The following is a 25,806-nucleotide window of genomic DNA, read 5'->3' as shown; positions in this document are numbered from 1 at the left end:
CAGAGATTTAGATAAAACAAAAAGGGAGTTTAAGTAATTTTACTTAAGCTCTCTTTTTATTTTTAGATTTTATATTTCCCTTTGCTGTTTTTATATTTAAATAATGTTGATTAGGTTTATAACAGGCTACGATTTTATTTTGATTAAAACCGTAATTTACAGTATGAAAACTGCCTCCATTTATTGTACTTTCAATTACTATTATCCCTTCGCTAAGTGCACTTTGTAGTCTGTCCCTTTCGATTAGTTGATATTTTGAAACATTTTGTCCTGGTGGATATTCACTTATAACACAACCGTCATTGTCTATTATATTTTTAAATAGATTTGTATTTTGCTTAGGATAAACAATATCTAATCCACATGGCATGACTGCTATTGTCCTTCCAAAATTACTTAAACTTCCCATATGTGCAAAAGTATCACATCCATTAGCAAGGCCACTGACTATTGTATATCCTTTTTGTGATAATATTGAAGATATTTTGTAAGAAACATTTACACCATGCAAACTCGGATTTCTACTACCTATAATTGCTATGGATTTATTATCTAAACAATTGTAATTTCCTTTGTAGTATATAGCTACTGGGTTATCATCTATATTTTTTAATTTTTGAGGAAAGTCTTTATCTAGTAAGGTTGAGATTTTGATATCCTCTTTATCACAAATATGTATTGTCATTTTTGCAATCTCATTTGCATATTTTAGTTCTTCTTTAGTTATAATTCGTTTTATTTTTAAGTTTATATTATTTAAATAGTCTATAATTTCACTGCTATTTAAATGATTTAATTCACCTTGTCTTATTATTTTATTTATAGTTTTTCGACCCAATCCTTTTATTAATGTAAGTGTTATTATAAGTTCTGAATTGTTCATTTTATCTCCATATCTCAAATTTTTAGTTATAATTAGTATTTGTGCAAAATAAAAAACTATGTGAAATTATCACATAGTTTTTGTTTTTAATGATTTGCATAGAAATAATTTATATCAGATTGCGTTACTCCAAAACCACGGAACACTTCATAACAAGCAAAATTTGGATCCTTGTTATATGCGATACTTAACAATTGATATGCAGTTAATAATCTGTATACTGATCCATTATAGCTTATCGTATTGTCATCAATTAATTTAACAGTAACTGTTCCTTCTGTTGTTGTATAATAAATAGTGTTTCCTGACTCTCTTCTACCTAATATTCTTTTACTCCAATCTTCTGATTCTGTACGTCCTGCAATAATCCAATCTTTAGTAAATCTATTTATCTCCATTCCATACGGATCATTAGAAATGACTATATATTTTCCTAATATTTTTTGCTCAACATTACTTGCTGTTTGTTTGTTTTTTTGTTGTTCAAATGTATTTATCGCATTTTTTAGCTGTGAAACTTGGTCATCAATTTCATTTTGTGTTGCTGAATCTTTATTATAAATACTTTCTGATTCATCTATAGATTTCTTTAAGCTTTCTCTTGAGCCTTGTTTATATTGTTCTTCTTCTTTTCCTTCAGTTGAATTTTTATATAAATTATAAGCTTTATCTATATAAGTTTTTAATTCTGACTTATCCACAGGTTTTATTATATTATTTTTAAATCTTTCAATACCTTCTTTTAAATCTTCATTCATATTGTAGGCATCGTTATATCTTATTAATTTATTTTTTATAAGTTTTTCAGCATCATTTACAATACTTTGAAGTTTATCTTTTTCTTGTTTAGATATTTCACCTATTTCAGATCCAGTTTTTGTTTCTGATATTAATTTTTTAGCTGTTTCTATATTATTTTTAAGTTTATTTAAAATACTATTTTCTATTACATGTTTAAATGTGCATACTTTTGTTGATTGTCCATCTTTATTATATCCAATAATTTTTATAGTTGTTGTTTTATCAATATATATATCCCCTATATATTTTGTAGAATTTTGATTTGGTTCATCTCCATTAGTTGTATAGTAATAGCTATGACCTATATTCATATTATCTTTATTTAATTTTACCCAAATTGGAGATACATATTTTCCTGGGTTTGTATCTAGTTTAGCTGATGTTGGTGCTTTTTTCGCTGAATTTAATATGTTTTTTATCTTATCAGATACATTTTCCTCTCCCACTTTATCTATATACCTCTTTAAAAAGTCATATGCATCATCACCATCTATAGTAAGTACAACATCGATTATTTGTAAAAGTAAATCCTCATCTTCTATATCTAAATTTTGTACTTCTTCTAATAAATCAATAGATTTATCAAATTCATTTGCTTCTATACATTTCTTTGCCTCTTGCATCTTTGCTTGAATTTGTCTTGATTTTATTGTTGGTGCTAATACTGCTTTATAAGCAATACCTAAGATAACTATAAGAGCTATCAGTATTATAAATATCTTTTTTTTACTTTTTCCCCTCACTGATTATATTCCTCCTCATTTCGATATTTTTTACCAAAATATACTATACAACAATATACAAATATTAACAATACACATAATGTTAGATAAGTTAAAAGCCTTCTATATAATATAGAAGGCTTTTTGTGTCTTTTTAAATTTTGATTTATATATAGAGTTAGATTTTTATAAAATTGGCTGTTGGTTGTTCATTGAATAACCATCGTACATAACATCTTTTAAGTCTATATTGTTGCCTTTGTTGTTTTCTTTTACTTTGCTAAGTTTTTTAACTGCACCATATGGTTCTTTAAGAGATAGTTTATCTCCTTTTCCTGAAATAACCCAAAGCACCTTATATCCCCTTGGATGCACTTTTAAGCAGTCTTCACCTTTTCCATCTGTAAAGTAGATAAGCATGTTGTATTTTTTTGTGCTGTTATTTAAATACTCAAACACTGGACCAAACTTAGTTCCTCCACCTGCTGTAACTCTATCTTGAACATCTTTTAATTTTTTTACTTTATATACTTTTTTTATTTCGTTGTCACACTCTATTATAGTTATTTCGTGGTTGTGATTTTTGACGATTGCTAAAACTTCTTTTATAGCTTGTTTGAACTCTTCGTCACTTATACTTCCGCTTATGTCGATTGCGACTGCAATTTCGGCTTTGTGATTTCTAAGCTCTCCTCTCAAATCGAGCCTATTTGGTTGTCTTCTACTTCTTCTTGTTATTGTCTTTTTTTTGTTCGCTTCTATTGTCCCCATTATCTTTTTAAGGTATAGATTCCATGGTAGTTCTCCGTTTTTGCTTTTTAACTTAGATATTATTGAATCTAGGTATTCTGGAGTCTTTCCTTTTTGCGAAAGGCTGACAAACTTTTGAGTAAACTCAGACATTGTCTTCTCATCTATATCATCTGAATCATCCCATATATCGTGAGTTTTTGCTGGATCATATTCATTTTTAAACTCCATATTTTGAGATTCATCATTTTCTAACTCATCATCAGTATTTGTATCGTGTTCTTCTCCGTCTTCGTTTTCTTCTTGTAAATCTAATTCTATCTGGATTTTTTGTAAATAATATTCAAAAGTCTGAAATGCTTCAAGCTTGAGATTATAATTTAAATTTACCCATTCTAAAGTTGTTGAATATGGTGGGAGTGCATCTAAATACTGGTTTACAACTACATCCATCGCCAAGTTTATCGCCAAAGTGCTATATCGTCCGTTTTCTTTTAGCTCCTTTGCCCTTACTAAGTGTAGAGATATAACATGTAAAATTTCGTGTTTAATCGTCGTCTCCATCTGACTCATATTTAATTTTAAAAATATAAGTGGATTAAAATATATTACGTATTTAGCTCCTTTAAAATTCACTCCACTCGGGCTACTCATATCAAACTTCAAATCTCTGTTCATTTGGAATAAAAAATACCCATAGAAGTTATCTTTGTCTTCCATTAAGTTAAAATTCACCTTATCTACAAGAGAGAAAAACTCCCTCCTAAATTCATCAGACACTTCTATCTCAATGTCTTTATCCCAATCAATCGATTCATCGTAACTTGCTCTTTCAACAAATTCAACAGCTTGAGCGTAGAGTTCTTCTTTCTTTTTATTAAAATAAGTTTCCATACCTTATCCCCTTATTAAGCTGTAAGATTGAAAATATAAATCTATAAATTCTTCATTTTCACTAGCTATTTTGTATAATTCGCCATAATTATTTTTTATATCTTTCATAATTCCAACCATTAAATCAACTGGATATAATCTTAAAAATTCTACTAATCTTTGTATATAATCAAACCCACCTGAATTTAATTTGTTGTTTTGTATGTCTGATTCTAGTGATTTTAATATATTCATAGCACTGATGTATAGTCTTGTATGGTTTTCATTTTTAACTTGTTCTACAACTCTTTCGTCAAGTTCTTCTCCATTAAACACATCATTATAACTTATTATTGGTTTTGCATCAGAATTTATAAAACTCATAAACTCTTGTGCTATAACTCTTCCCACATTACCTTTAATTACGTTTAAAAATACCTCTTTAGGGATTGAGTCTTTCTTTTGTTTATAAACTGAGTAAGTTTTAGAAATTCTCTCAAAACTTCTAGGTGTTGCATTTATATCGCCTTCGTTTACCTTGTGTAGATATTCTGGGAATGTAGATATAAACTCAACTACTTTTGACTCGATATTGTTGTTCATAGCCCAGTTTATCCATTCGCTCGCATCTGACTCCATATTAAGCCAAACAAATCTGTTTTCTTGTGCTGGGTCCATATCTACAACTTGGTAGTCAAGCTCTGCTCCGTATTCGTTTGATGGATTCATTGCAGCTAGTATTTTTACATTTTTGTCTAGCTTATATCCGTTTATCTCTCTATTTAATATAAGGTTCATAAGTTCTTGTTGGACTGCATGTTCACAACGGTTTAACTCATCTATAAATAAAAGTACTTCGTTTCCATTTTCGATTTCTTTGTCTATTTCTCTAAGTTTTGTGTGGACTGCATAAATAGTTGTTTTCTTTTCTATTTTACATCCTTCTTCACTTTTAACTATATAAGACTCAACAGTTGGAAGTCCTCCGATTTCTCCTTCTTTTAATAAGTTTCCGTCTATTACAACGACCTTCCATCCATTATCTTTTGCCACTTTGTTTGCTAAAGCTGTCTTTCCGATTCCACTCTCACCAACTACTAGAGGTACTTCTCCCGTTTCTAATATTAGCTCAATACTTCTAAATGTATCTAAAAAATTCATATTATTTCTCCTAAACTATTTTATAATTACATCATTTTTAATTTTTCGTCCATAGCTATTTTCTTAGCCATTTTGCTTCCGTATTTATATATAAATATTACTTTATCTAATTTTATTGCATCACTATTTCTATCTATAACGCTGCAATTTAAAAAATCCCTTATATATTTTTCTTCTACATCTTCTTTTGACATCACTTCTTTTAAAGCCTCTTCTATCTTTTCTATACTTAATTTTTTGTATAAATATTTTATAACTAAGATATTTTGTTTTAAAAATGATACCATCTTTTCTTCATCTAAATCTTGTATAAAGTTTATAGCTGATTCGTTTTCTTTTATTGCTTCTAATTCTATTTTATAACTTGGATTTTTTATATATCTAATCGCATCATAATTCTCTTTTATCGCTTCTAACTGAACTTTTTCTGATGGATTTTTTATATATTTTATTGCATCGTAATTTTTTCTAATCGCCGCTAATTGCAACTGTTCACTTGGTTCATCTATGTATTGTATTGCCCATCCCGCTTGTTCAATTGCAGCTTTTATTACATTTTCTGTCGGCTCTTTTATATATGCTAAACTGCTCCACCCGCTCTTAACAGCTTTTAGCATTATGTCCTCACTTGGATTTTCTATATATTCTATCGCCTTTGCATTTTTGCTTATTGCGATTTCTTGCATTTCCTTTGTCGGATTTTCTATATATTTAATTACTAGCCCGTTTTTTCTAACTGCAAGTAACTTCATTTCATCTGTTGGATTTTTTATATTTTCTATAAGAGTAGGATTTATATTTATCATCTTAATAAATCTTGATTCGTCCATAATTCTCCTCCATATTTTAAAAATTGAAACATTATAACTATATCAATTTTATTATATTTCAATTCGTAAATATACATATTTTGCCTATTATCTTGGTATTATTTTACCATACTCTTTTTATATACCCACATCACAAAATATAAATCTATTTAATGCTCACCAAAATTTTGCACAAAAAAATATTACTGGAATTTACTCCAGTAATATCTTTGTTAGAATATTTATTAAAAAATATATTTATTTGGTATGTACCAGTTAGTATCATTTTGATTTATATTACTCAGCTGTCTCTTCGTCATTATTGTCATCTTCAACTTCTATAGATGAAGTTTTTAATGAACCTATTCTAGCGACTACAGTATCAGGTTCTAAGTCAGATTTTAATGTTTCAGGTATTACTAAGTCTTTAGCAAGAATTTGAGCACCATGTTCTAATCCTGCAACATCTACTTCTATATGTTCAGGCATTTCACTAGGGTTACCTTGTAATTGAACTTCTGTTATTACATCGTCTAATAATAATTTTCTTGCGTCTAATGATTCAGTTCCTGAAAATCTTATTGGAACTCTTAATTTAATAGTGTCACCTTTTTTAACGTATTGGAAATCTAGATGTACTATATTTCCGAATGCGTCTCTTTGTACTTCTTTTAATACACAATTTTCGATTTTATCATTTAATTTTAATGATAAAACAGAGTTTTTTGATCCTAGTAAGTCTATTAATTCTCTTTTTGTTATTTGACAAGGAATTGGTTCTCCCAATGATTGACCATACATTATAGCAGGTATGCTACCTTCCATTCTTACTTTTTTGCCTTTCTCAGTTCTTTCACTAATGTTAAATACTGCGTTTTGCATTTTGATCCCTTCTTTTCTCTATAGATTATGTATTTTGTATATAAATATATTATAGCACAGTAATATGCATAATATTATTTTTTTTAGATTTCTAATGGATTAATTTATTCATTTTTTCGAATAATCCAAATAATAACTATTATTATGCACACTTATGTATAGTTTTATTCATAAATTTTAAGTCTTACAATTAAGTTAAGATTAACTTAATTTAATGTTACTTAAATTGTAAATAGTTAGATTTTTGTATATAATAAGATTGTAGACTATATTTATGTATATAATACTATTTTAAATAAAAAAGGAATGGTCAAAATGAATAGAATTCCAGAATTTATTAGAGATTTTTCAGAAGTTATAAACGAACTAAATAATAAATCTAGATTCCCGCTTACTAAAGAATTTATACAACATGGGGATATAAGCGTGTACGAACACTGCATATTCGTCGCTTATATGAGTTGTCAAATTGCAAACAAATTAAATATTAAAGTAGACAAGAGGTCGCTCATAAGGGGTGCCCTTCTGCACGATTATTTTTTATACGATTGGCACGATAAAAACAAACCAATCAAACTTCATGGATTTAGGCATCCGAAAATCGCTCTGAGAAATGCCAGCGAAGAATTCGATCTAAACGAAAAAGAAAAAGACATAATCCTGCACCATATGTTTCCGCTAAACCCAATCCCCCCAGCTTCAAAAGAGGCGTGGATTATATGCTTAGCTGATAAAATATGTGCAACTAGAGAGACGTTTGGCTCACAATTATATAAACAGATAAGTAGTATATATAGTCATTTGGGTATTATTTATGACTAGTATATGTTCGCTGCGTTCATGGCGCCAACGAATCAAAGATTCCGTTGCTTAAAAATTCGCTTTGCTCATAACGCCAACGAATCAAAGATTCCGTTGCTTAAAAATTCGCTTCGCTCATGGCGCCAACGAATCAAAGATTCCGTTGCTTAAAAAAATTCCTCCCTTGTGGCTTGCCCGCTAGAGAGGAATTTCTATATACTTTGTTTTAATTTAATTTAATTTACTTTACTTTATATATAATTTTTAAATAGGCTATGTTTTAAATCAATGTTGATTTTATAATGTATTTTAACAAATAAAAAAGTAGGGGCATATACCTCTACTTTTTGGTTCGCATTATATTAATATTGTGCTTTAACTTCCTTTATAAACTTCGTTCTCTTTACATGATATAAAATTAAGTCAATAATCAAATATATAACTATCATTATTATCATCATTTTCAAATCTTTTATTTCAAATAAAAAATATACTACCTCTAATATCAATAATCTCATTGCAGTCTTAATTCGTTGAATACCTTCAAATCTACAATATGTAGCTTTATCTATATTTACGTTATATTTTTTATTAAATTTATCTACATAACTGTCTACTCCAAACATATAGTTTTTTTCTAATATACCTATACTTGCTGATAAAAGACCAATAGCTACAAACAATATACCTATATTTTGCTCCATGTAATTCTCCCCCTAAAATAATAGTTCTTCGCACTTTATAACAATTGTGTACTTATCTTTATTATAGCATTCTTTAAATTCATTTATAACTATTTAGATGAACTGTGGTGCTCTTAACCTAAAATCTTTTACTTTGGTATAAGCATATGTTACATTACTTTGTACAATAAAATTCTTAGTTTTTATAGAATCTCTATCAGTTTCAAAAACTCTTAACCACTTAAACCATTGCATATAGTTTGATATATACTTACTTGAAACACCATTAAATCTGCCCATCCATTTCTTTAAATTACTATGTAAGGCATTTATGTGTTGAATATGATAAATACCCTCTTTATGCTTACCTGTTTTTATGCGTTTGTGCTCTAAATCAAAGTCCGTAGCAAATTTAATATATGACTTATGACTATCGGTACATAATATAGAACCTTCTCCTATATGTCCTTTGTAAAGCCTTTCAAGCTCTTTATGTGTCATTCGACCTTTGCATAAAGGCTCTATTATTAAATTACCTTGTCTATCTAATGCTGTCGCTACACAAATTTGTTCTTTTGATATACCTCTCTTTTTAATTTCTTTACCTCTTTTACGAGATTTTCTTGGCATATTATCAGTTCTTGTACCTTTAAAGCTTTCAGCAAAAAACACTTCATCTGCCTCTATAACTCCATCAACATGACCAGTTCCTAAAAAAGCACTTATACAATCTAATATTTTATGCCTCCAAAAGAAACTTGTTGCTATATTTATACCTACGATTTTAGCAGATTTTCTTATTGACAACCCCATAATCATGCATTTGGCATATTTAAGCCACTTATCTAATGATTTCTTACTTCTATATGTCGCAGAGTTTGTAAAATCAGTAAAAGTCTTTCTACAATTTTTACAGATATATCTTTGTTTACCATTATACTTACCATTTCTTGATATTGATTCAGAGTTGCAATGAGGGCACACTTTCCCCTTTGCAAATCTAAATTCTTTAACTTCTTCACATACTTGTTCTGCTTGAGAACCTAATACAAGAAATTCTTCCAAATGAGATAATAATTCCTCAACTTGATTTAATGGTAATGTTTGTATATCTGTTAATATAGACTTTATACTTGGCATACAATAACCTCCGAAAGATTGATATATCTATATTATATCCTATATCTTAGAAAATATCCATTTTCAACACTATTTTAAAACATAGCCTTTAAATAAATTATTTAGGATTATCCCATCATAACAGAAGTTGCTTTTATTACAGCAGTTGCTTCTTTTCCTACTTCTAACCCTAGATTTTTTACTGATTCCATTGTTATTGTTGAAGATATAACATCTCCACTTGGTAATTGTAACTTAACTATAGCGTTTACTGCGCCTTCTTTTATTTCTATAACTTTTCCAGCTAATCTATTTCTTGCGCTTAGTCCTTTTTCATCTTCTATCATAACAGAAGTAGCTTTTACTATTGCAGTAGCTTCTTTTCCTTCTACTAATCCTAACTCTTTTACTGCTTCTATAGTTATAGTAGAAGTTATTATCATATCTTCTTCTATTTGTAATTTAACGATTGCATTTACTGCACCTTCGTCTACTGAAACAACTTTTCCAGTTAATTTGTTTCTTGCACTTATATGTTGTGGGTTAGTTGATATCATAACATCTGTAGCTTTTACTACTGCAGTCGCTTCTTTTCCTACTTCTAACTCTAATTCTGCTATAGCAGCTAAGCTTATTGTTGAAGTTACTACCATCCCATTTGGTAATTCAACTTTAACTACTCCATTTACTGCCCCTTTGTTTACATCGATTACTTTCCCTGTTAGTTTATTTCTTGCACTTAAGTTCATTATTTTGTGTCCCCTTTTGTTATATTTTACACTTTACACATTTTACCATTATGGATTTTTCATTTCAATCATAAATCTGTATATTTTTTACATTTTATTTATATTGTATAATGAAATAATAAATATACATTACTTTTATAAAATATAAACTTGTCACAGTAAGTCATATGATTTTTAAGTTATTTTTATATGAATTTGTATATAACATGACAAATCATGACTAAACTGTAAAAATAAATATTGTAAAACTTACTTATAATCACAAAATATATTTGTAATCTAATTTGTTTTTAATTGTTTAGATTTATCGATATTATGCAATTGTAATGGATTTTTGTATTTTTTTATTGTTTTAGTTTTTATACTTTTTCAATAGTGCTTGTAATATTCGTCATATTAACATATTAAGCTAAGCAGTCCAGTAATCCTACAAAGAATATTACTAATTAACTTCTCAAAGCTCTCCTCATTCAAGTAAGTAAAGTATCTATTATAGTAATTAATCCACTTGTATTATTTTTATATCTAATCTAAATGAATTCTAGTATCTTCTTTTGCATGCAGAATTCATATCCCATTTTCTTTAATCCCACCTTATCAAACTGAACAGCTATAGTAGTTCCTTCAATAGCTGTGATAGTTCCTACTCCAAATGCACTATGCTTAACTTTATTACCAACTATATCTGATGGAATTACTACTGGCGGTTTTGGTTCTTGCTTCGGAATAACTGGTGGAACATATGCTGATTTACTTCGACTCCTTTTTTTTGCACAAATCTTCTTCATATATTGGGCATCTACATCCTTACCTCTATTTTTAAAGTCCTCCATATCCTTAAACACAAACATGGCTGGCTTCTTAACATCATTATCTGGCACAGGACGAATTGGAAACATCCATACTTTTCTTAGTAGCCCATCCTCCCCCGGTTGAATTTCTGTATATGGCTTATCTACAAGCTCAATTCTGCCACAATAAATATACTCGCCTGCATCCATAACTTCAAATAGATGAACGTCCACCCCATTATGACAGCAAGCCGCAAGAGTCGCATTCTGTGCCCAGTTAATATCCTGGTCTCCATTCTTACCCATACCTGTATAATGAAGGACACCTCCTATCCACTTATCATGATAGATTCCTTTTGTATAATCAGAAACAATAACCAGAGTATTCGTTGTCCTTGAACGTCTCATTCCCCCCATATTTCCACATTTAAATATATCAACAATATCTGCATTCTTTAATATCTGACCAATCTTTAATCCTGGATTAAATGTCATCTTTTTCATCCCTCTCTTCATAATCCTCAGCTGTCAATAAAACAGCCGGTGTGTATTCACATTCCGGAACCATGCTTTTTATTACTTTGAATACATCCTCAAAATAATCTGACGGAACCCAGAAAGTTTCCTGGAATTTTGTTTTATCAGAATATGTAATAAAAAATTCTATACCACCTATATCTGTACAGAACTCTTCTATTGTTCTTTCCATTACTCCAGGCATCAAACTAACAACAGTCTCATATTTCATCTTGTAAATATGGCTATTAGTCTTATAACTCCATTTTCTCTTTGGATTAATTTTGCTTTCTTTAATCGGAGTATATTCATAAGAAATTGCATCTGATGTTATAACGAGTTTATCATTATATGCTTCATCAACACAGCAATATCCTGATGTACCTTTAATTACAATTTTGACTATATCCTTCATTGAAATTCCTCCATTTTATACACCTTTAATATTTCTTCTCTGTTTCAAATACTTTGATCAAACACTCTTATACATACTCTACCATTATTACAGGCAACATCTTTTCTATGTATAATAGCTGCTTCAATACGTCCCTATGCGCAAAATAACCAATAAATGTAAATATTCTCTAACGATATTATATTCCCTCAGAGGAACATTTTCAACAAAAATACATGCCCTACCAGCTTGTCTGATACGGACTTATACCTTACATATAAGCTCCTAAAATATCATCCACAAACCAGATAATGTATAATTTCCTTAGAATAAAAAAAGCTGAGATACCTAATATTAGGCACTCAGCTTTTTTTTACTTTATTTATTTTTACCTCAAAAACTATCTCTTAGCCTTTCTATATCCAGCGTTTATTGCATCTTGCTCGCTACTAAATATAACTAGATGGTCTGAATCTTTCATATCATCGTAGTTAGCTTGGCCTGGGCAGTGATATATTTTTGATTTTGAGTTCCCTCTTATCACGCCTTTTGATTGTTGGCTTGAGTTTGAGTTATTGCTATTGTTGTTTTTATTACTGTTGTTTTTATTGTTTTGACTGTAATTGTTTGAATTACTGTAGTTGTTTGAACTTTGATTGTTATTTACTTTATTAGAGTTAGATTTATTGTAGTTTTTGTTTGAATTAGACTTGTTGTTTGCAGGTCTTTCCTCTCCACTTAACCAACTCTCACCTGTTGCGTAGTCGATTTCGATTCCTGGCTGAACATTATAAACAAATACATTGAACATTACACCTTCACCGTCATCTTCAACAGAATAAGCTTCCATTTGAACACCTTTTGCAACTAAGTTGTCACCATCATAAACTGGAGTAACTCTGAATAATACGTGGTTATTTGTTTCTTTTACATAGTCGGCAATCATATTTTCAAACGGCAACATTCCATCAACGTTGAAGTATCTAGTTCCTGTAATTAAGTTTCTCTCGTTGGCATCTTCTCCTGCAAGCTGATGTCCTATAAGGTGACATCTGTTGTAGATATATCCACCATCAACTAAGCTAGTGTCGTATTTTTTGTTTAACCATCCACTTGGTTTTACACTACTTATATCGCCTCTTTTTTGAGTAGGCATTAAATCTCTACCTATATTTGCATATGCCTCACCACATCTGCCAAGGCTGTCAAGCGGGCTATATGTTTCAAAAGATGTTGTTGTTTTATCTTTTTCGTCAAAATTAGGTACATTGTTGTTTAAAGCTACAAAATCTTCACCGCTATACTCTGGTATATTATTTACAGAAGAATCTGTAGTTGTAGTACTGCCTTTTACTGCTCCTAATAAGCTGTTATTTAAAGATGTGTCATCCGCCTCGCATCCTACTAACATTAAACTCAGTAAGAATACCATTAAAAATCTCAATAATTTCATTTGTCTATTTCCTTCCTCATCTATACTTCGATTATTTCTGAAATTAAAATTTATTGATTGCATTATTTTAAACATATGATTAGACAGAAATTATTCATAAAGCAAATGACTAGTTTGGTTATTTAATTGTAAATTTTCTCTCTTAGTTAGTTTCTGTATTTTTGCTATTTTATGGTGTTTGGCTAGTAGCGTTGTCGTCTTGATTAAGCTCGCTATCTCCTGTTTTGTAATCTATTTTTATACCAGGTTGAACAGGCTTTACACTGCTTATATTGCCTCTTTTGTCTGTAGGCATCAAGTCTTTTCCTATATTCGCATATGCAACACCGCATCTTCCCAAACTGTCCAAATCGCTATATGTTTCAAAAGACTTTTTAGCCTTGTCTATTTCGTTGTCAAAATCAGGTACATTATTATATAATGCAACAAAAGGTTCCCCAGGATACTCTGGCAAATTATCTAATGTTATTCCCTTATCTCTATTGTCGTCTATATTGCTGTTTTGTGAAATATTTGTGTTCTCGCCACTATTTTGGTTGGTAGTTGTTTGACATCCGACTAAGGTTATACACAAGATAAAAGCCATTAATAATTTTAAAATTTTCATATTTCCCCCTATATAAACAATCTCTTGTTTTATTATAAATACTACTAATTTTAATTTTTATTCGATATTTAATCCTTAAATCTAAATTGGTAAATTATAAATATCTATTTCTTAGATTTTTATATTATAAATATCTAACTCTTTCTTATATTTATAAATTAGATTGTAAATATCTATTTCTTTAAAATAATTTTTTTGGTGATTTTCTCATGTGAATTACCGCAAAATTCTTCCTCAGATATTACTTGCCAATTACCATCTGAAAAATCAATATCAAACTTCAAATCGCTTGGATATCTTCTGTTCCAGTAGTAAACGATTATTTTATCAATTTCTGATTCAAACTTGCCCAATTGTTTGTCTTCAATAAACTGAAGATTATCCTTATCACAAAGAGGCAAATCTTCTCTCACAATAATATCTATCGTTGGATTATCTTTTTCAAACATTTTAAAAGAATAACTGTTCATTATAAGACTTTTTCCGTCCATATTGTTATATATATCTTCTCTTATAACTTTATCTTGGCTAAGTCTTCTCTTGTTAAACATCATTCCATTTTTATCTTCTAAACAAACAATTATATTCATTTGCCTACCTCCTCTCCACTCTCTACATTATAATTAATATACCTATTATTTACAATATAAACCTCCTTCTTAAAATCCTGTTTAAAAAAAAGAGATATCTTTGTTTTGATATCTCCTTTTATATAATTTATATTGTAATATGCTTATTTTATAGATGCTTGATAAATGCTGTCTATTGACTCTTCTAACAAATCATCAAACTCTTTTTCAGTTTGGCCTGCGTTTAGTCCTTCTGTCAAAGCTCTTGAGAAACTAGCAATAAGCCCAGGATTTTTCGCAAGTTTTTCATTAGAATCTTCTCTTGTATATCCACCTGATAAAGCGACTACTCTAAGCACATTATCGTGTGCGATAACGTCAGAATAGAACCCTTCTTTTGATGGGATAGTAAGTTTAAGCATAACTTTTTGATCTTTATCTAGTTTGTCTAAATTTGCAAATATTTCTTTTTTAAGTATTTCTTCGCATTTTTCTTTGTCTGCACTGTGGATATCTACTTCCGGTTCGATTATAGGAACTAAATCGTAAGACAATATCTTTTTAGCTATATCAAACTGTTGAGCTACTATAGCTTTTATTCCTTCTTTGTTTGCAGATTTTATCACAGAGCGCATTTTTGTTCCAAATACGTGTTTTTCAATACCTTTTTTAAGAAGTTCGTCCAAAGTAGGAATGTCTTTCATAAGTTGAACGCCGTTTGCTTCTTCTTGAAGACCTTTGTCAACTTTAAGGAAAGGAACTACGCCCTTTTCTTCCCATAGATAATCTGCTGTAAATTTATCGTCGATTTTTCTTTCGATTGTTTTTTCAAACAAAATCGCACCGATTATTTTATCACCAGTAAATGAAGGACTTTTTATTATTCTTGTTCTCATTTCGTGGATTAAATCAAACATTTCGTCGTCGTTGTTGTATTTATCCTCTGGTATTCCATATAATCTAAGGGCTTTTGGTGTACTTCCGCCACTTTGGTCTAATGCCGCTATAAAGCCTTTTTTAGATTTCATTTGTTCTAATTGTTTTTCATTCATAATATGGATTCCCCCTAATTTTTTATTATTTAGTTACGTCAAATCCTATTATTTAATGTTGTTTTTTTATTTAATTAGTATATATTTTTCTGCCAATAAACACCATTTTAGTTGTCTTATTAACTTCACAATACTATATGTTCTATACTACTTTCAATTTTCCTCTTTTATCTTACAAATTTTTCAGTATTTTATAAGTATTTTCGCTTATTTTGAATTTTTATGTAAAATAAAGAAAAATACAACAAACAATTAGCAAGCGATAAAGAATCTCTTATACCACACTAAGAATACATATATAGTGTAGATTTTTCTGGCATTGTTACATCTTTCGTTAAAGTGGTCATCTAGAAGTTTAACAATTTTTGCTGTATCGAAAAACTCACTAGCATAATCACTTGTAAATGCTTCTTTAACCATATCGTAGTATTTTTGTTCTTTAAACCAGAATCTTATTGGAACTGGGAATCCTTTCTTTTGTCTTTTCGCCCACTCCTCTGGCAATACTTCTTTTGCTGCATATCTAAGTGCAACCTTTGTATTTTCGTCATTAACTTTATATTTAGTTGGTATGCTTTCTCCAACTTTCATAACTTCTTTATCTAAGAAAGGAACTCTAAGCTCTATAGAGTGAGCCATACTCATCTTATCAGCTTTAAGAAGTATATCACCTGCTAACCAAAGTTTTAAATCAAGATATTGTTTTTTAGTTACATCATCTTCATTTTTTACATTGTTATATACAGGTCTTGTTATTTCTTTTATTGATGGCGATTTTGTATATGGACTTTGTAATATATCCACCGCTTCTCTTTCTTCAAATATCTGTGCTTGTCCTATGAAGTAATCTTCAACAGAAGATCCACCTCTTATAAGAGTTGTTCTACCTTTGAAGTAAGGCATTTTTTCAGCAACTTTTGCTACTGGTTTTCTTATAAATGATGGTAGTTTTTTATATTTTTTAAGTTTTTCATCATCATCATACCACTCATATCCACCAAAGATTTCGTCAGCACCTTCTCCAGATAAAACAACTGTTACATGCTCTCTAGCAAGTTGTGCTAAGAAATATAGCGGTACTGAAGATGGGTTTGATTGTGGCTCATCCATGTGGTATTGGATAGTCGGCAACATATCGAAACATTCATCAGCAGTTATCATTTTTCTCACATTTTCTATTCCTAATATGTCAGATAGATCTTTTGCTAAGTCTGATTCATCGAAGTTTTCTTGCTCAAAACCGACTGAGAAAGTCTTTTGTGGCATAAGGCATTTTGCGATATAACTTGAATCTACTCCACCTGATAAGAATGAACCTAGTGGCACCTCACTGTGGCTGTGTACTTCTACTGATTCGCTAACTGCATCTTTTATTCTATTTATACTTTCTTGTAAGTCTATATTTTCTTGATTAAATTCTACATCCCAATACTGTTCTATTTTTATTTTTCCGTCTTTATAAACCATAAAATGACCTGGTTTTAGTTTGAAAACTCCTTTAAAGAAAGTTTCATCAAGTACTGAATATTGGAATGTTAAGTATGGTTTTAAAGCGTGTTTATTTACTTCCTTTTTAAAATTAGGATGCATCAATAAACTCTTTATTTCTGAACCAAATATTAAACTTTTTTGTCCGTCTTTTTCAACTTGAGTATAGTAGAACGGTTTTATACCAAAATGGTCTCTTGCGGCAAATAGAGTTTTTTCGTTTTTGTCCCAAATTACAAAAGCGAACATCCCTCTTAGTTTTTTAACCATTTCAGTTTTACAATCTTCATATAAGTGTATTAATACTTCACTATCTGTTTCTGTTTTAAATATATGTCCTTTTTTGATTAAGTCTTCTCTTAATTCTTGGTAGTTGTATATTTCTCCGTTAAATACTAAAGCTAAGCTTCCGTCTTCGTTGTATAATGGTTGTAGCCCATTGCTTACACCGATTATACTAAGTCTTCTAAATCCTAAAGCGGCATTTTCATCTATATATTCTCCACTTTCATCTGGACCTCTATGGATTATTTCATCCATCATACTCTCCAAAACATTTTTCTTATTCGGTATATTATCTATAAAACCCGAAAATCCACACATAATTATTTCCCCCTAATTATTTTTATATTCTCAATAAATAAGAAAATTCCTAATACCTCAATAATAGATTTTAAGATATGCATTAAATGAATATTTTTAGTTGTAATCTTTTTAATAATTTTTGAATGATTTTTTTGTAATTTATAATTATCTGTTTCTATATATCTTCCTAATTTGAATATAACTTATTTTATAAATAAATTATTAGTTTTCTATTATGTCTATTTTTTTACTTCTTATATTTAGTAATATCTTCGCAATTATAAATAATACCGGCAACTCAATTAATGGGCCTATTATAAGAGCTAAAGATATTAATGGTTTATCTGGAAATGTTGCTACTGCTATTGCTAAAGCTATAGGTGAATTTCTCGCTAATGTCGTCAAATTTAGTGATACATTATCTTCATAACTCAATTTCATAACTTTTCCTACTAATCTTCCTACACAAAAGTTTATTATAAAAAATAGTAAAACTGGTATTAATAATATAAGTAATACTTGAATATTTTCTAAAAGTATTTTGCCTTGTGATGCAAACATACTTACAATTGCTGCATTTAGAAAATATCCTTGGTAGTCACAAGCCTTTGTCGCAACTTTTTCATCAAAATCTTCTTGGCTTATTTTATTTAAGATAATTTTTCTAATTAATATTGCGCATACTAATGGAATTATTAATGTCGATACAACGCCTTTTACTAAATCAATCGTATTCATATCTACGCTGTTTCCACCTATTAAAAATACATATACCGGTAATAATACTAATTGTAAAACTAAATTTAGTGGCAATATTGATGAGCCAAGCGCCACATTACCTTTTGCTATACCAGTAAAGATTAAGTACCAATCGGTACAAGGTGTCACCATAAGCATTATATATCCTATTAATAATTCTGGATAATTAGCTAAGAATATTTTACCTAAAATAAAGATTAAAAATGGTGTCCAGATAAAGTTTATTATCACTGCTGTCAAAGTAAATTTTAGATTTTTTGATGATTTTAATATATCTTTTAGCGGGATTTGTAAAAATACTAAAAATAACATAACCATTAAAAATGGTGTTATTAGGTACTCTGCATATTCCTGCACAAATCCTATCTGACCTAATAGTATCCCTAAAGCTACCATGAATAATATTACTAAGCTCTGAAATTTGTTTATATTCTCCATCTTTTCTCCTTAAAAATAATCATGCTTTATTAATAAATATATCTTTTCCCTTAATTTATTGAATTTTTTACTTTTATCTGCTCCACTATACCATAAAGTCGACATAATTTTCCATATTTATTACAGTTTTGTAATATAATGTAATAAATTTGAAAATTTATTTCATCTCAAATCCATTTAAGTTATTGTCGAGCCCTGCTATTTGGACCAGTCTTTCAACCCCGACTGATGCAATTGTGACTATGCTTTCTTCGTGGATGAAATCTGTAGAACCTAAATCAAATAGCATACTTGCTCTAGCTTCAAATTCTTCGTCTTCATCCCAAAATAAAAACTGAATCGGCATACATTCAAATGCATTTATTTCATACCCCATGTCAGATGCTTTTATCCTTTTTGCTCCTATTTTTTCGCATGCGTATTGTAATTTATCCATATGACCTGCGAATGTTTCTGCAAAAGGTTTTAAGACAGTTCTTACGAATGCGGGCTTAAATTGAGATGTATTTTTTAGTTTTTCAAACGTTACCCACTCGCCTTTTATTTTAGCCCCTGGTTTCACATAGTAAAACAAAAGATATATGTTGAATTTTTCTGAGATAGAGATTGGAAGATCATCTTCCATTGAAATAATTTCCCCAGTTTCAATATGTATACCGAACTTTCTGCCAAAGTGGTATATTGTAAGATAATCTCCCTCAAGTTTAAGCTCTGGCACAAGCACTCTAAGTCGGTCTTTGTCCATATTCACAAAGACTTCTTGCCATCTTAAGCATGCTGCTTCATAATTTGATGTTATTTCTCTTTTCATATATTCCCCCTATTTATTACTTATTATCTGCTATCTTTTATTTTATCTCTAAAGTAGATTTTTGTAAAACTTCTAACTTATATATGTTTTTATATAATTTTTTGTAAAATGCTTGCAGTTTGTTTATTTTTATCTAAAAAACTTGGCAATTATACTGCTATTATTCAAAATTGATGTATTATACATAAATAAAACATCGCTATTTTCTTTTATTTTTATATATTTTTCAAACTGCGTTGAATTTATATATCTCAAATCTATAAGATGTATTTTTGAATAATTTTTTATTAAAAGTGGCGATAAACTGCTCCCAAACGAATCCCTAAATATATAGAGCTCTTTGCCTGTTGTGTTTGATGGATTTTCGATAGTTAAAAGAGATTTCGCCCCACCTAAAAACACATCATATGAATCTACGTTTTTAAAGTCTTTGTCGTCGTATACTTTTACATATTTTTGTTTTTCATAATCATACACCTTGCAATTTTCTATTGTTTTGTCACTTAAGTATGTCAGCTTGTCTGGTTTTATATTAGACGCCGATTGACCGTAGTATGAACCGTAGAAATTCTCAAATACTTTTTTTCTATAAGCATCATTTCTTTTTTTATCATTATCCATGGATTTCAGTATTTTGTCTGCAACTTGTGTTAGGTTTTCTTGCTTCCAATGCAAGTCAGTCCTATAGTAATCTCCAATTTTTAAATCATTTGTAATATCTATATAATCCATATTATGAGTGTTGTTTTTCATTATATTTATAAGTTTTTCATAATCTAGGTGTAGATAACCATTTTTCTGTGCTACAAAGTAGTTCTTGTCAGGAACTATTGTGTAGTATATATTTGAATTTTTAAAATAAGTCTGGGCTATTTTGTTGTATAAATTAGCACTGTTGTAAATTGAGTTTTCGTTTAATTTATACTCCATTTTATAAATCCCGTTATCTACTATATAGATATCGTTGTTGTCTTTTTCGTGAAATATCTTTGTATTTACAAAAGTCTTTATCTTTCTGAAGTTTTCCCTAAGATAAAATTGATCTAGTAAGTATTCTTCCATCTCTTCAAAATAGTTTCCATTTAATAATTTTTCTATCTTAAATTCTGGAAGTTGTGCTAATTTACGTCTTTCTTCATAAGATATTTCTTTGTCTTTTGCAAAAATATTTACTATCATAAATAAAACCAAGAAAATCCCAAAACTACAGTTTATAACTATGTTTTTTATTTTTGTGTTCATCTTAATCCCTCCTAGAACCTAAAATATAAAAACGGATTAAACGAACCGTCTATTAAATATGCTGTCACAACAACTAATAAAACTATGTTTAATATTGGATTTATTGTAGAGATGACTTTTTGTCCTGTGACATTTTTATTTATCTTTTGAATAATATTTTTCAAAATAGGCGTCGCACCTATCACACTTACTATTAAAAGTACTGTGTAGCTTTTTAGATAATAAGTAGAAAAATCGTTGTATAAATCTAATCCCCTAAAATTAAACATATTGTAAAGACTTGACCACAAATCTTTTATATTTTCATTATTAAAAATAACAAAACTTATTATGATAAAGAATTTTGCATATATATGTTGAATTAATGCTGGGAGTTTGTTCAATATATTTTGTAAAAACAGATTTTCTATTATAAGAAGTAGAGCAAAATAAAGCCCCCACAAAATAAAGTTCCAGCTATCTCCATGCCAAAGCCCTGTCAAACTCCACACTATAAGTAAGTTAAAAATCCATCTTACCCTGCTCACTCTGTTTCCACCTAGAGGAATATATACATAATCTCTAAAAAAACTAGAAAGCGAAATATGCCATCTTCTCCAAAATTCTTTTATGCTCTTTGATATAAATGGATAGTTGAAGTTTTCTAAAAAGTCAAACCCAAACATCCTCCCAAGCCCGATTGCCATGTCGCTATATCCCGAAAAATCATAGTAAATCTGTAGAGAAAAGAAAATCGCCACCATCCAATAAGACAGGACGCTTTTTTCATTACTCTTAGTCATAATGTCGACTATCATGCCTAAGTTGTTTGCCAAGATGACCTTTTTAGCAAGACCAACCACAAATCGATTTACACCGTATGCAAATTTATCAAATGAATGTGTTCTGTTTTTTAGCTCATCTTCTATCGTAGTATATCTCACAATAGGCCCTGCGATAAGTTGTGGGAATAGACATACATAAGTCGCAAAATCTACAAAACTTCTACATACTTTGGCATCTTTTTTATACACATCCACAATATAACTAAGCCCTTGGAAAGTGTAAAAACTAATTCCAATCGGCAACACAAGTCTCAATAGTGTTATATTTGAATTTGAGATATAATTTATGTTTTTTATTATAAAATCCATATATTTAAATACAATTAAAATACCCAAACTCACTACTAAACCGCTTACTAAAAATAATTTTGAATATCCTTTTTCTCTAAATTTCTCTATTAAAATACCGTGAATATACGCACTAAACGCCGATATCAACATCAACACTGTGTATTTTGGCTCTCCATAAAAATAGAAAAATAAACTCGCCAATAATAAGATAATATTTTTATATTTGTCTTTAGATACAAAATATAAAATCAAAGTAATTGGCAAGAAATAATATAAAAAACTTACGCTCGAAAATAACACTTTTAACCTCCAAATTTATATAATAATAGCCTGAAAAATTTCTTCTCAGGCTATTTTTTTCTATTTTGAATTTGCTAAGTTTAAGAAAGCTTCTTTTATTGGAGTCGCTTCTTCTTTATCCGCCATTAAAAATAGTACTACATTTCCTACGTTTTCTACTACTACTTCTTCAGCTTCAACACATATCCATTTTCTTGGATTTGCATTTTCTTTTATTTGTTTTTTCACAGCTTCGACATCTGCATTATCGTCTAATCTAAGTAATACTAATTCATAAGCTATTGCATTCATGCTTGGCTCTGAACATATACCTTCTTTGAAGTCTATGTTGCTATCTCCTAAGTACATATCTGCATTTGATTTATCTAATGTAATATTTTCATATCCTTTTAGATAATCATTCATCTCTTTGTCGTCGAAATTAGCCGTTTCGTAGATTTTTTCTACGATTTTTGTTAAGTCCTCTGATAAAACTGAATCTGATTTAGTTTTATTTGAACTACACCCTACTAATGAAAGTAGCATTATTGTCGCCATAAAAATACTTATAAATTTTTTCATGCGCCTTCTCCTTATTTTTTAAATTATCTTCAATTTATCATAATAATATAAGGTACTCAAGTTACAAAAAGTTACAAGATTTTTTATATTTTTCAGCTTATTTTTTGTTCTCGTCGTGTAAGTCTTTTACATATTTTTGGTCTAAGATGCTCTTTTTGTCGCCATATGCACATTTGCTAAATAGCTGTTCTGCCTCTTTAACATCAAGCCCCTTTATAGTCATCTTTTGTGGCTCGGCCTCTCCAAGATTATCTTTATAAAGCATGTATAGATAATTTACGGCTTGTGGCAAAAATCCAAGCAATCTCGCACCGATACAGTCTGCTGCAACTGGGTCTGTGCCTGCGATTATAAGCCCTGGTGTGTCTACTGCCTTTCCGAAAATTGGCCCAGTTCCTATCATAGCCTTGTCCATACTTATTATAGATAAATCGATTGGAACTTGTTTTGCAAAACTGCGTATAAATCCATGCAAGTCTTCGTGGATTCCTGTGTTCTTTTTCGGAAATCCATGCACACTAGCAGGAGGATACCCAAGACAGATGTTTTTGATGCTCGCTGTGATTGTCGCCTCTTCGTGATATTTAAGTTGAGTAAATGAAATTATAACATCTGCATCTTCAATTACTTTGTTTAAAGGTGTCGATTTTAAAATCGGTCCGTCTAGCTCTATATCAAAGAAAGGACCGTAGTTCATATCTACAAACTTTACGTTTTCTTCTTCTATTATTTTGTCAAATCCCGCAGTTTGTAAGACCTTCATGCTATCAGTTCCTCCAGATCCAAATGCTATGTATATTTCTGATGGTTCTCTTTGTTTGACATATTGTATTAATTTTTTAAGAGTCTTTGGTCCTGATACAACCCCATCTTTCGGCTTTTTATCTTTTACTCCATTTGGTGTGATTATTACCTTGTCGCCCTTTTTTATAATTTTATCCACAGGCAACATATCAAGCGCCTTTTCAAGCGAATGCCCCTCTGTCATTCCTTTTGTAATTGCTATTATCGGTTCTTTTATTTTTCGATTATGTCTCATACTTTCACCTCTAGTTAGAGTTTTTGCAATTTTAGGTTTGTTATGCATTCACTTCTTTCATGGCGCCAACGAATCGGAGATTCCGTTGCTCAAAATTCACTGCGTTCATGGCGCCAACGAATCGGAGATTCCGTTGCTCAAAAAAGGAGTAGATATATTTTATACCTACTCCTTTTTGTTAGATTATTATACCCTCAAAGTGGTCCATTTCGTGTTGGATTATTTGGGCTACGAATCCGTTAAATACTTGTGTTTTTTCTTTGAAATTTGCATCTAGATATTTTACTTCTATTGTTTCGTATCTAGTTGTGGGTCTTGCTCCTTCTAAAGACAGACAGCTTTCTTCTGCTTTGTAAGGTTTTTCTTTTTTTAGTATAACAGGGTTTACCATAGGGACTATTATATTTCCTCCTACAGCAAAAACTAGTATTGTCTTTTTGAACCCTATCATATTTGCTGCAAGCCCTACACAACCGTCAAGATTTGCTTTTAGTGTATCGATTAAATCAGTTACTATTGATTTATCTTCTTTTGTTGCTGGCTCTGATTTTTGTTCTAGAAATAATACATCTTTTACTATTGGTCTTATCATTGCTATCCCCCTTGTATTTCCTATAAATTATAATTATTCGATTTCTGCTTTTTTAATTCCATATATATTCTAAATGTTTTTGCTCTTGATGTCACTATTTATCGAAAACTTCTACTTTTTTCTATTATACTATATTTTTATAGGTTGTTGGGTCAGAAGGGTTTAAAATATACTATTGTTTTTGGATGGATATAGTTTTTTGAAATAAAAAAAGTAGGAGTATTTTAAATGGTATACTCCTACTTTTTACTTGCATAATATAAAAGTTATATACTAAGAATAATTATATTAATTAATATTTATTTAATTTTATTTTATCTATTTTAACTTGTATTCCATCTATATTATATTCTAAGTAAGTATCATTATTATTTATAAGCTCTACATTTCCATAATGTACTTGCCTATGATGATTCGGACATAAACATATTAAATTCTCTACTGACAATTTAGAGTTTTTAGTATCTGAAACAGGTATTATATGATGTGTTTCAACATAATATTCACCATTGTTTTTCTTAAATGAATACGGATTCGCCCCTAATACTTCACACATTTGACACTTATACTGAATATGTTTTTTTATTTCCTTTGCTATACTTCCTCTTTCTATTGTTTTAACAAGTCTCTCTTTTTGTTCTATACTTGAATTTGCGTAAATTCTATTTAAAAGTTCAATACCTTTAACCGAATTTCCTAAGTTTTTAATACCAATAATTTTTTCATATGTATCTATACTCATATTATTGCTTTCATCAATTAATGCGAGTATATTATAAAATACATCTTCCTCTAATGGCATTGTAGCTCTTTGAAATCCATTAACTAAAAATTTATCATTTTCTAGTTCTACTTTATTTTTTTCATTAAATACTATAGGTGAATCTATTAAATTTTTAGTTACTTTTATTTTTACTCTCCATTTTTCTTTATCTGCATCATCTTTATTTGCATAAAATTCACTATCATTATCTTTTACTAATTCAGGCGTAGACATAACTTTTACTATGGCATAAACGCCTGAATTCATCTTTTCTTTAGAATCTAACTGCGATTTATTTCTAGAATCTTTCCCTACTCTTATTACCCCTATATCTCCTATTTTAAATCTGTCTTTATGATGTGTATTAATTGAGTAATAAATTTCACTGTCTGATTTTTTACTCTTTAAAAAATCATCTACATACCAATATTTAGGATTTGCAAAAAACGTCCATATCTTATTTTCCACTTTTATACCCCCTATTAATATAATTTCTCT

The 25,806-nt window shown here is 29.6% G+C and carries 25 protein-coding genes; 1 reads left to right on the top strand and 24 read right to left on the bottom strand.

The genetic code is table 11. The features are described from left to right. Positions 1–43 precede the first annotated feature (43 nt). From I4U58_RS03915 to I4U58_RS03890, 6 genes are all read right to left on the bottom strand, one after another. Positions 44–883, bottom strand: coding sequence for a DNA-processing protein DprA (locus tag I4U58_RS03915; RefSeq protein ID WP_195929739.1), 840 nt, complete (start codon positions 881–883; stop codon positions 44–46). Positions 884–969: 86 nt separating this feature from the next. Beyond that, positions 970–2,427: a chitobiase/beta-hexosaminidase C-terminal domain-containing protein gene (locus tag I4U58_RS03910; RefSeq protein ID WP_195929738.1), complete on the bottom strand. Its 1,458-nt coding sequence runs from the start codon at positions 2,425–2,427 to the stop codon at positions 970–972. 165 nt (positions 2,428–2,592) lie between these two features. Beyond that, positions 2,593–4,050, bottom strand: coding sequence for a VWA-like domain-containing protein (locus I4U58_RS03905; RefSeq protein ID WP_195929737.1), 1,458 nt, complete (start codon positions 4,048–4,050; stop codon positions 2,593–2,595). A gap of 3 nt (positions 4,051–4,053) precedes the next feature. Beyond that, entirely contained in the window at positions 4,054–5,190 is a 1,137-nt protein-coding gene (locus I4U58_RS03900) for an ATP-binding protein (protein WP_195929736.1), read from the bottom strand. A 26-nt stretch (positions 5,191–5,216) separates the two neighbouring features. Next, positions 5,217–6,020, bottom strand: a complete 804-nt coding sequence (locus tag I4U58_RS03895) for a hypothetical protein (RefSeq protein WP_195929735.1) — start codon at positions 6,018–6,020, stop codon at positions 5,217–5,219. A 276-nt stretch (positions 6,021–6,296) separates the two neighbouring features. Further along, complete coding sequence (locus I4U58_RS03890; protein WP_195929734.1) at positions 6,297–6,881, bottom strand: 50S ribosomal protein L25; 585 nt, start codon at positions 6,879–6,881, stop codon at positions 6,297–6,299. A 315-nt stretch (positions 6,882–7,196) separates the two neighbouring features. On the opposite strand from I4U58_RS03890, the gene I4U58_RS03885 reads away from it, so the two are divergent. Beyond that, the gene (locus I4U58_RS03885; protein WP_307994294.1) at positions 7,197–7,703 is read left to right on the top strand and encodes an HD domain-containing protein; all 507 of its coding nucleotides are present in this window, start codon (positions 7,197–7,199) and stop codon (positions 7,701–7,703) included. A 341-nt stretch (positions 7,704–8,044) separates the two neighbouring features. Here the strand turns inward: I4U58_RS03885 and I4U58_RS03880 are convergent, their stop codons facing one another. The 18 genes from I4U58_RS03880 to I4U58_RS03795 all read right to left on the bottom strand — a co-directional run bounded on the left by I4U58_RS03880 (position 8,045) and on the right by I4U58_RS03795 (position 25,776). Next, positions 8,045–8,386, bottom strand: coding sequence for a hypothetical protein (locus I4U58_RS03880; protein WP_195929732.1), 342 nt, complete (start codon positions 8,384–8,386; stop codon positions 8,045–8,047). Positions 8,387–8,479: 93 nt separating this feature from the next. Continuing rightward, a complete protein-coding gene (locus I4U58_RS03875) occupies positions 8,480–9,505 on the bottom strand; it encodes an IS1595 family transposase (RefSeq protein ID WP_195929731.1) in 1,026 nt (341 codons plus the stop codon). Between the two features lie 107 nt (positions 9,506–9,612). Then, the gene (locus tag I4U58_RS03870; RefSeq protein ID WP_195929730.1) at positions 9,613–10,233 is read right to left on the bottom strand and encodes a TOBE domain-containing protein; all 621 of its coding nucleotides are present in this window, start codon (positions 10,231–10,233) and stop codon (positions 9,613–9,615) included. Positions 10,234–10,763: 530 nt separating this feature from the next. Beyond that, positions 10,764–11,519 (bottom strand): HNH endonuclease, encoded by a 756-nt coding sequence (locus tag I4U58_RS03865; protein ID WP_195929740.1) that lies wholly within the window; start codon positions 11,517–11,519, stop codon positions 10,764–10,766. Continuing rightward, on the bottom strand, positions 11,509–11,955 hold the full coding sequence (locus I4U58_RS03860; protein WP_195929729.1) for a hypothetical protein: 447 nt from the start codon (positions 11,953–11,955) through the stop codon (positions 11,509–11,511). The genes I4U58_RS03865 and I4U58_RS03860 overlap by 11 nt, the downstream gene beginning before the upstream one ends. A gap of 379 nt (positions 11,956–12,334) precedes the next feature. Next, positions 12,335–13,387, bottom strand: a complete 1,053-nt coding sequence (locus I4U58_RS03855) for a DNA/RNA non-specific endonuclease (RefSeq protein WP_195929728.1) — start codon at positions 13,385–13,387, stop codon at positions 12,335–12,337. 169 nt (positions 13,388–13,556) lie between these two features. Beyond that, complete coding sequence (locus I4U58_RS03850; protein WP_195929727.1) at positions 13,557–13,994, bottom strand: hypothetical protein; 438 nt, start codon at positions 13,992–13,994, stop codon at positions 13,557–13,559. Positions 13,995–14,167: 173 nt separating this feature from the next. Then, a complete protein-coding gene (locus tag I4U58_RS03845; RefSeq protein WP_195929726.1) occupies positions 14,168–14,584 on the bottom strand; it encodes a ribonuclease Z in 417 nt (138 codons plus the stop codon). A 143-nt stretch (positions 14,585–14,727) separates the two neighbouring features. Continuing rightward, positions 14,728–15,615: a fructose bisphosphate aldolase gene (locus tag I4U58_RS03840; protein ID WP_195929725.1), complete on the bottom strand. Its 888-nt coding sequence runs from the start codon at positions 15,613–15,615 to the stop codon at positions 14,728–14,730. A gap of 252 nt (positions 15,616–15,867) precedes the next feature. Next, positions 15,868–17,706, bottom strand: coding sequence for an asparagine synthase (glutamine-hydrolyzing) (gene asnB, locus I4U58_RS03835; RefSeq protein WP_195929724.1), 1,839 nt, complete (start codon positions 17,704–17,706; stop codon positions 15,868–15,870). Positions 17,707–17,910: 204 nt separating this feature from the next. Next, the gene (locus I4U58_RS03830) at positions 17,911–18,885 is read right to left on the bottom strand and encodes a bile acid:sodium symporter (protein WP_195929723.1); all 975 of its coding nucleotides are present in this window, start codon (positions 18,883–18,885) and stop codon (positions 17,911–17,913) included. A gap of 157 nt (positions 18,886–19,042) precedes the next feature. Beyond that, positions 19,043–19,696, bottom strand: coding sequence for a DUF3786 domain-containing protein (locus I4U58_RS03825; RefSeq protein ID WP_195929722.1), 654 nt, complete (start codon positions 19,694–19,696; stop codon positions 19,043–19,045). A gap of 129 nt (positions 19,697–19,825) precedes the next feature. Further along, positions 19,826–20,938: a DHHW family protein gene (locus I4U58_RS03820; RefSeq protein WP_195929721.1), complete on the bottom strand. Its 1,113-nt coding sequence runs from the start codon at positions 20,936–20,938 to the stop codon at positions 19,826–19,828. An 11-nt stretch (positions 20,939–20,949) separates the two neighbouring features. Further along, positions 20,950–22,353 carry an MBOAT family protein gene (locus tag I4U58_RS03815; RefSeq protein ID WP_195929720.1) on the bottom strand — a complete coding sequence of 468 codons (1,404 nt, stop codon included), beginning with the start codon at positions 22,351–22,353 and terminating at the stop codon, positions 20,950–20,952. Between the two features lie 60 nt (positions 22,354–22,413). Then, on the bottom strand, positions 22,414–22,914 hold the full coding sequence (locus I4U58_RS03810) for a hypothetical protein (RefSeq protein ID WP_195929719.1): 501 nt from the start codon (positions 22,912–22,914) through the stop codon (positions 22,414–22,416). A 97-nt stretch (positions 22,915–23,011) separates the two neighbouring features. Then, positions 23,012–23,953: a DUF362 domain-containing protein gene (locus I4U58_RS03805; RefSeq protein ID WP_195929718.1), complete on the bottom strand. Its 942-nt coding sequence runs from the start codon at positions 23,951–23,953 to the stop codon at positions 23,012–23,014. A gap of 178 nt (positions 23,954–24,131) precedes the next feature. Then, a complete protein-coding gene (locus I4U58_RS03800; protein ID WP_195929717.1) occupies positions 24,132–24,545 on the bottom strand; it encodes a peptide deformylase in 414 nt (137 codons plus the stop codon). Positions 24,546–24,837: 292 nt separating this feature from the next. Continuing rightward, complete coding sequence (locus I4U58_RS03795; protein WP_195929716.1) at positions 24,838–25,776, bottom strand: EVE domain-containing protein; 939 nt, start codon at positions 25,774–25,776, stop codon at positions 24,838–24,840. Positions 25,777–25,806: the final 30 nt, after the last annotated feature.

The sequence above is a fragment of the Clostridium sp. 1001270J_160509_D11 genome, assembly GCF_015667935.1.
Taxonomy (GTDB): Bacteria; Bacillota; Clostridia; order Peptostreptococcales; family Peptostreptococcaceae; genus Intestinibacter.
This window is presented reverse-complemented; position numbering and strand designations above follow the sequence as displayed.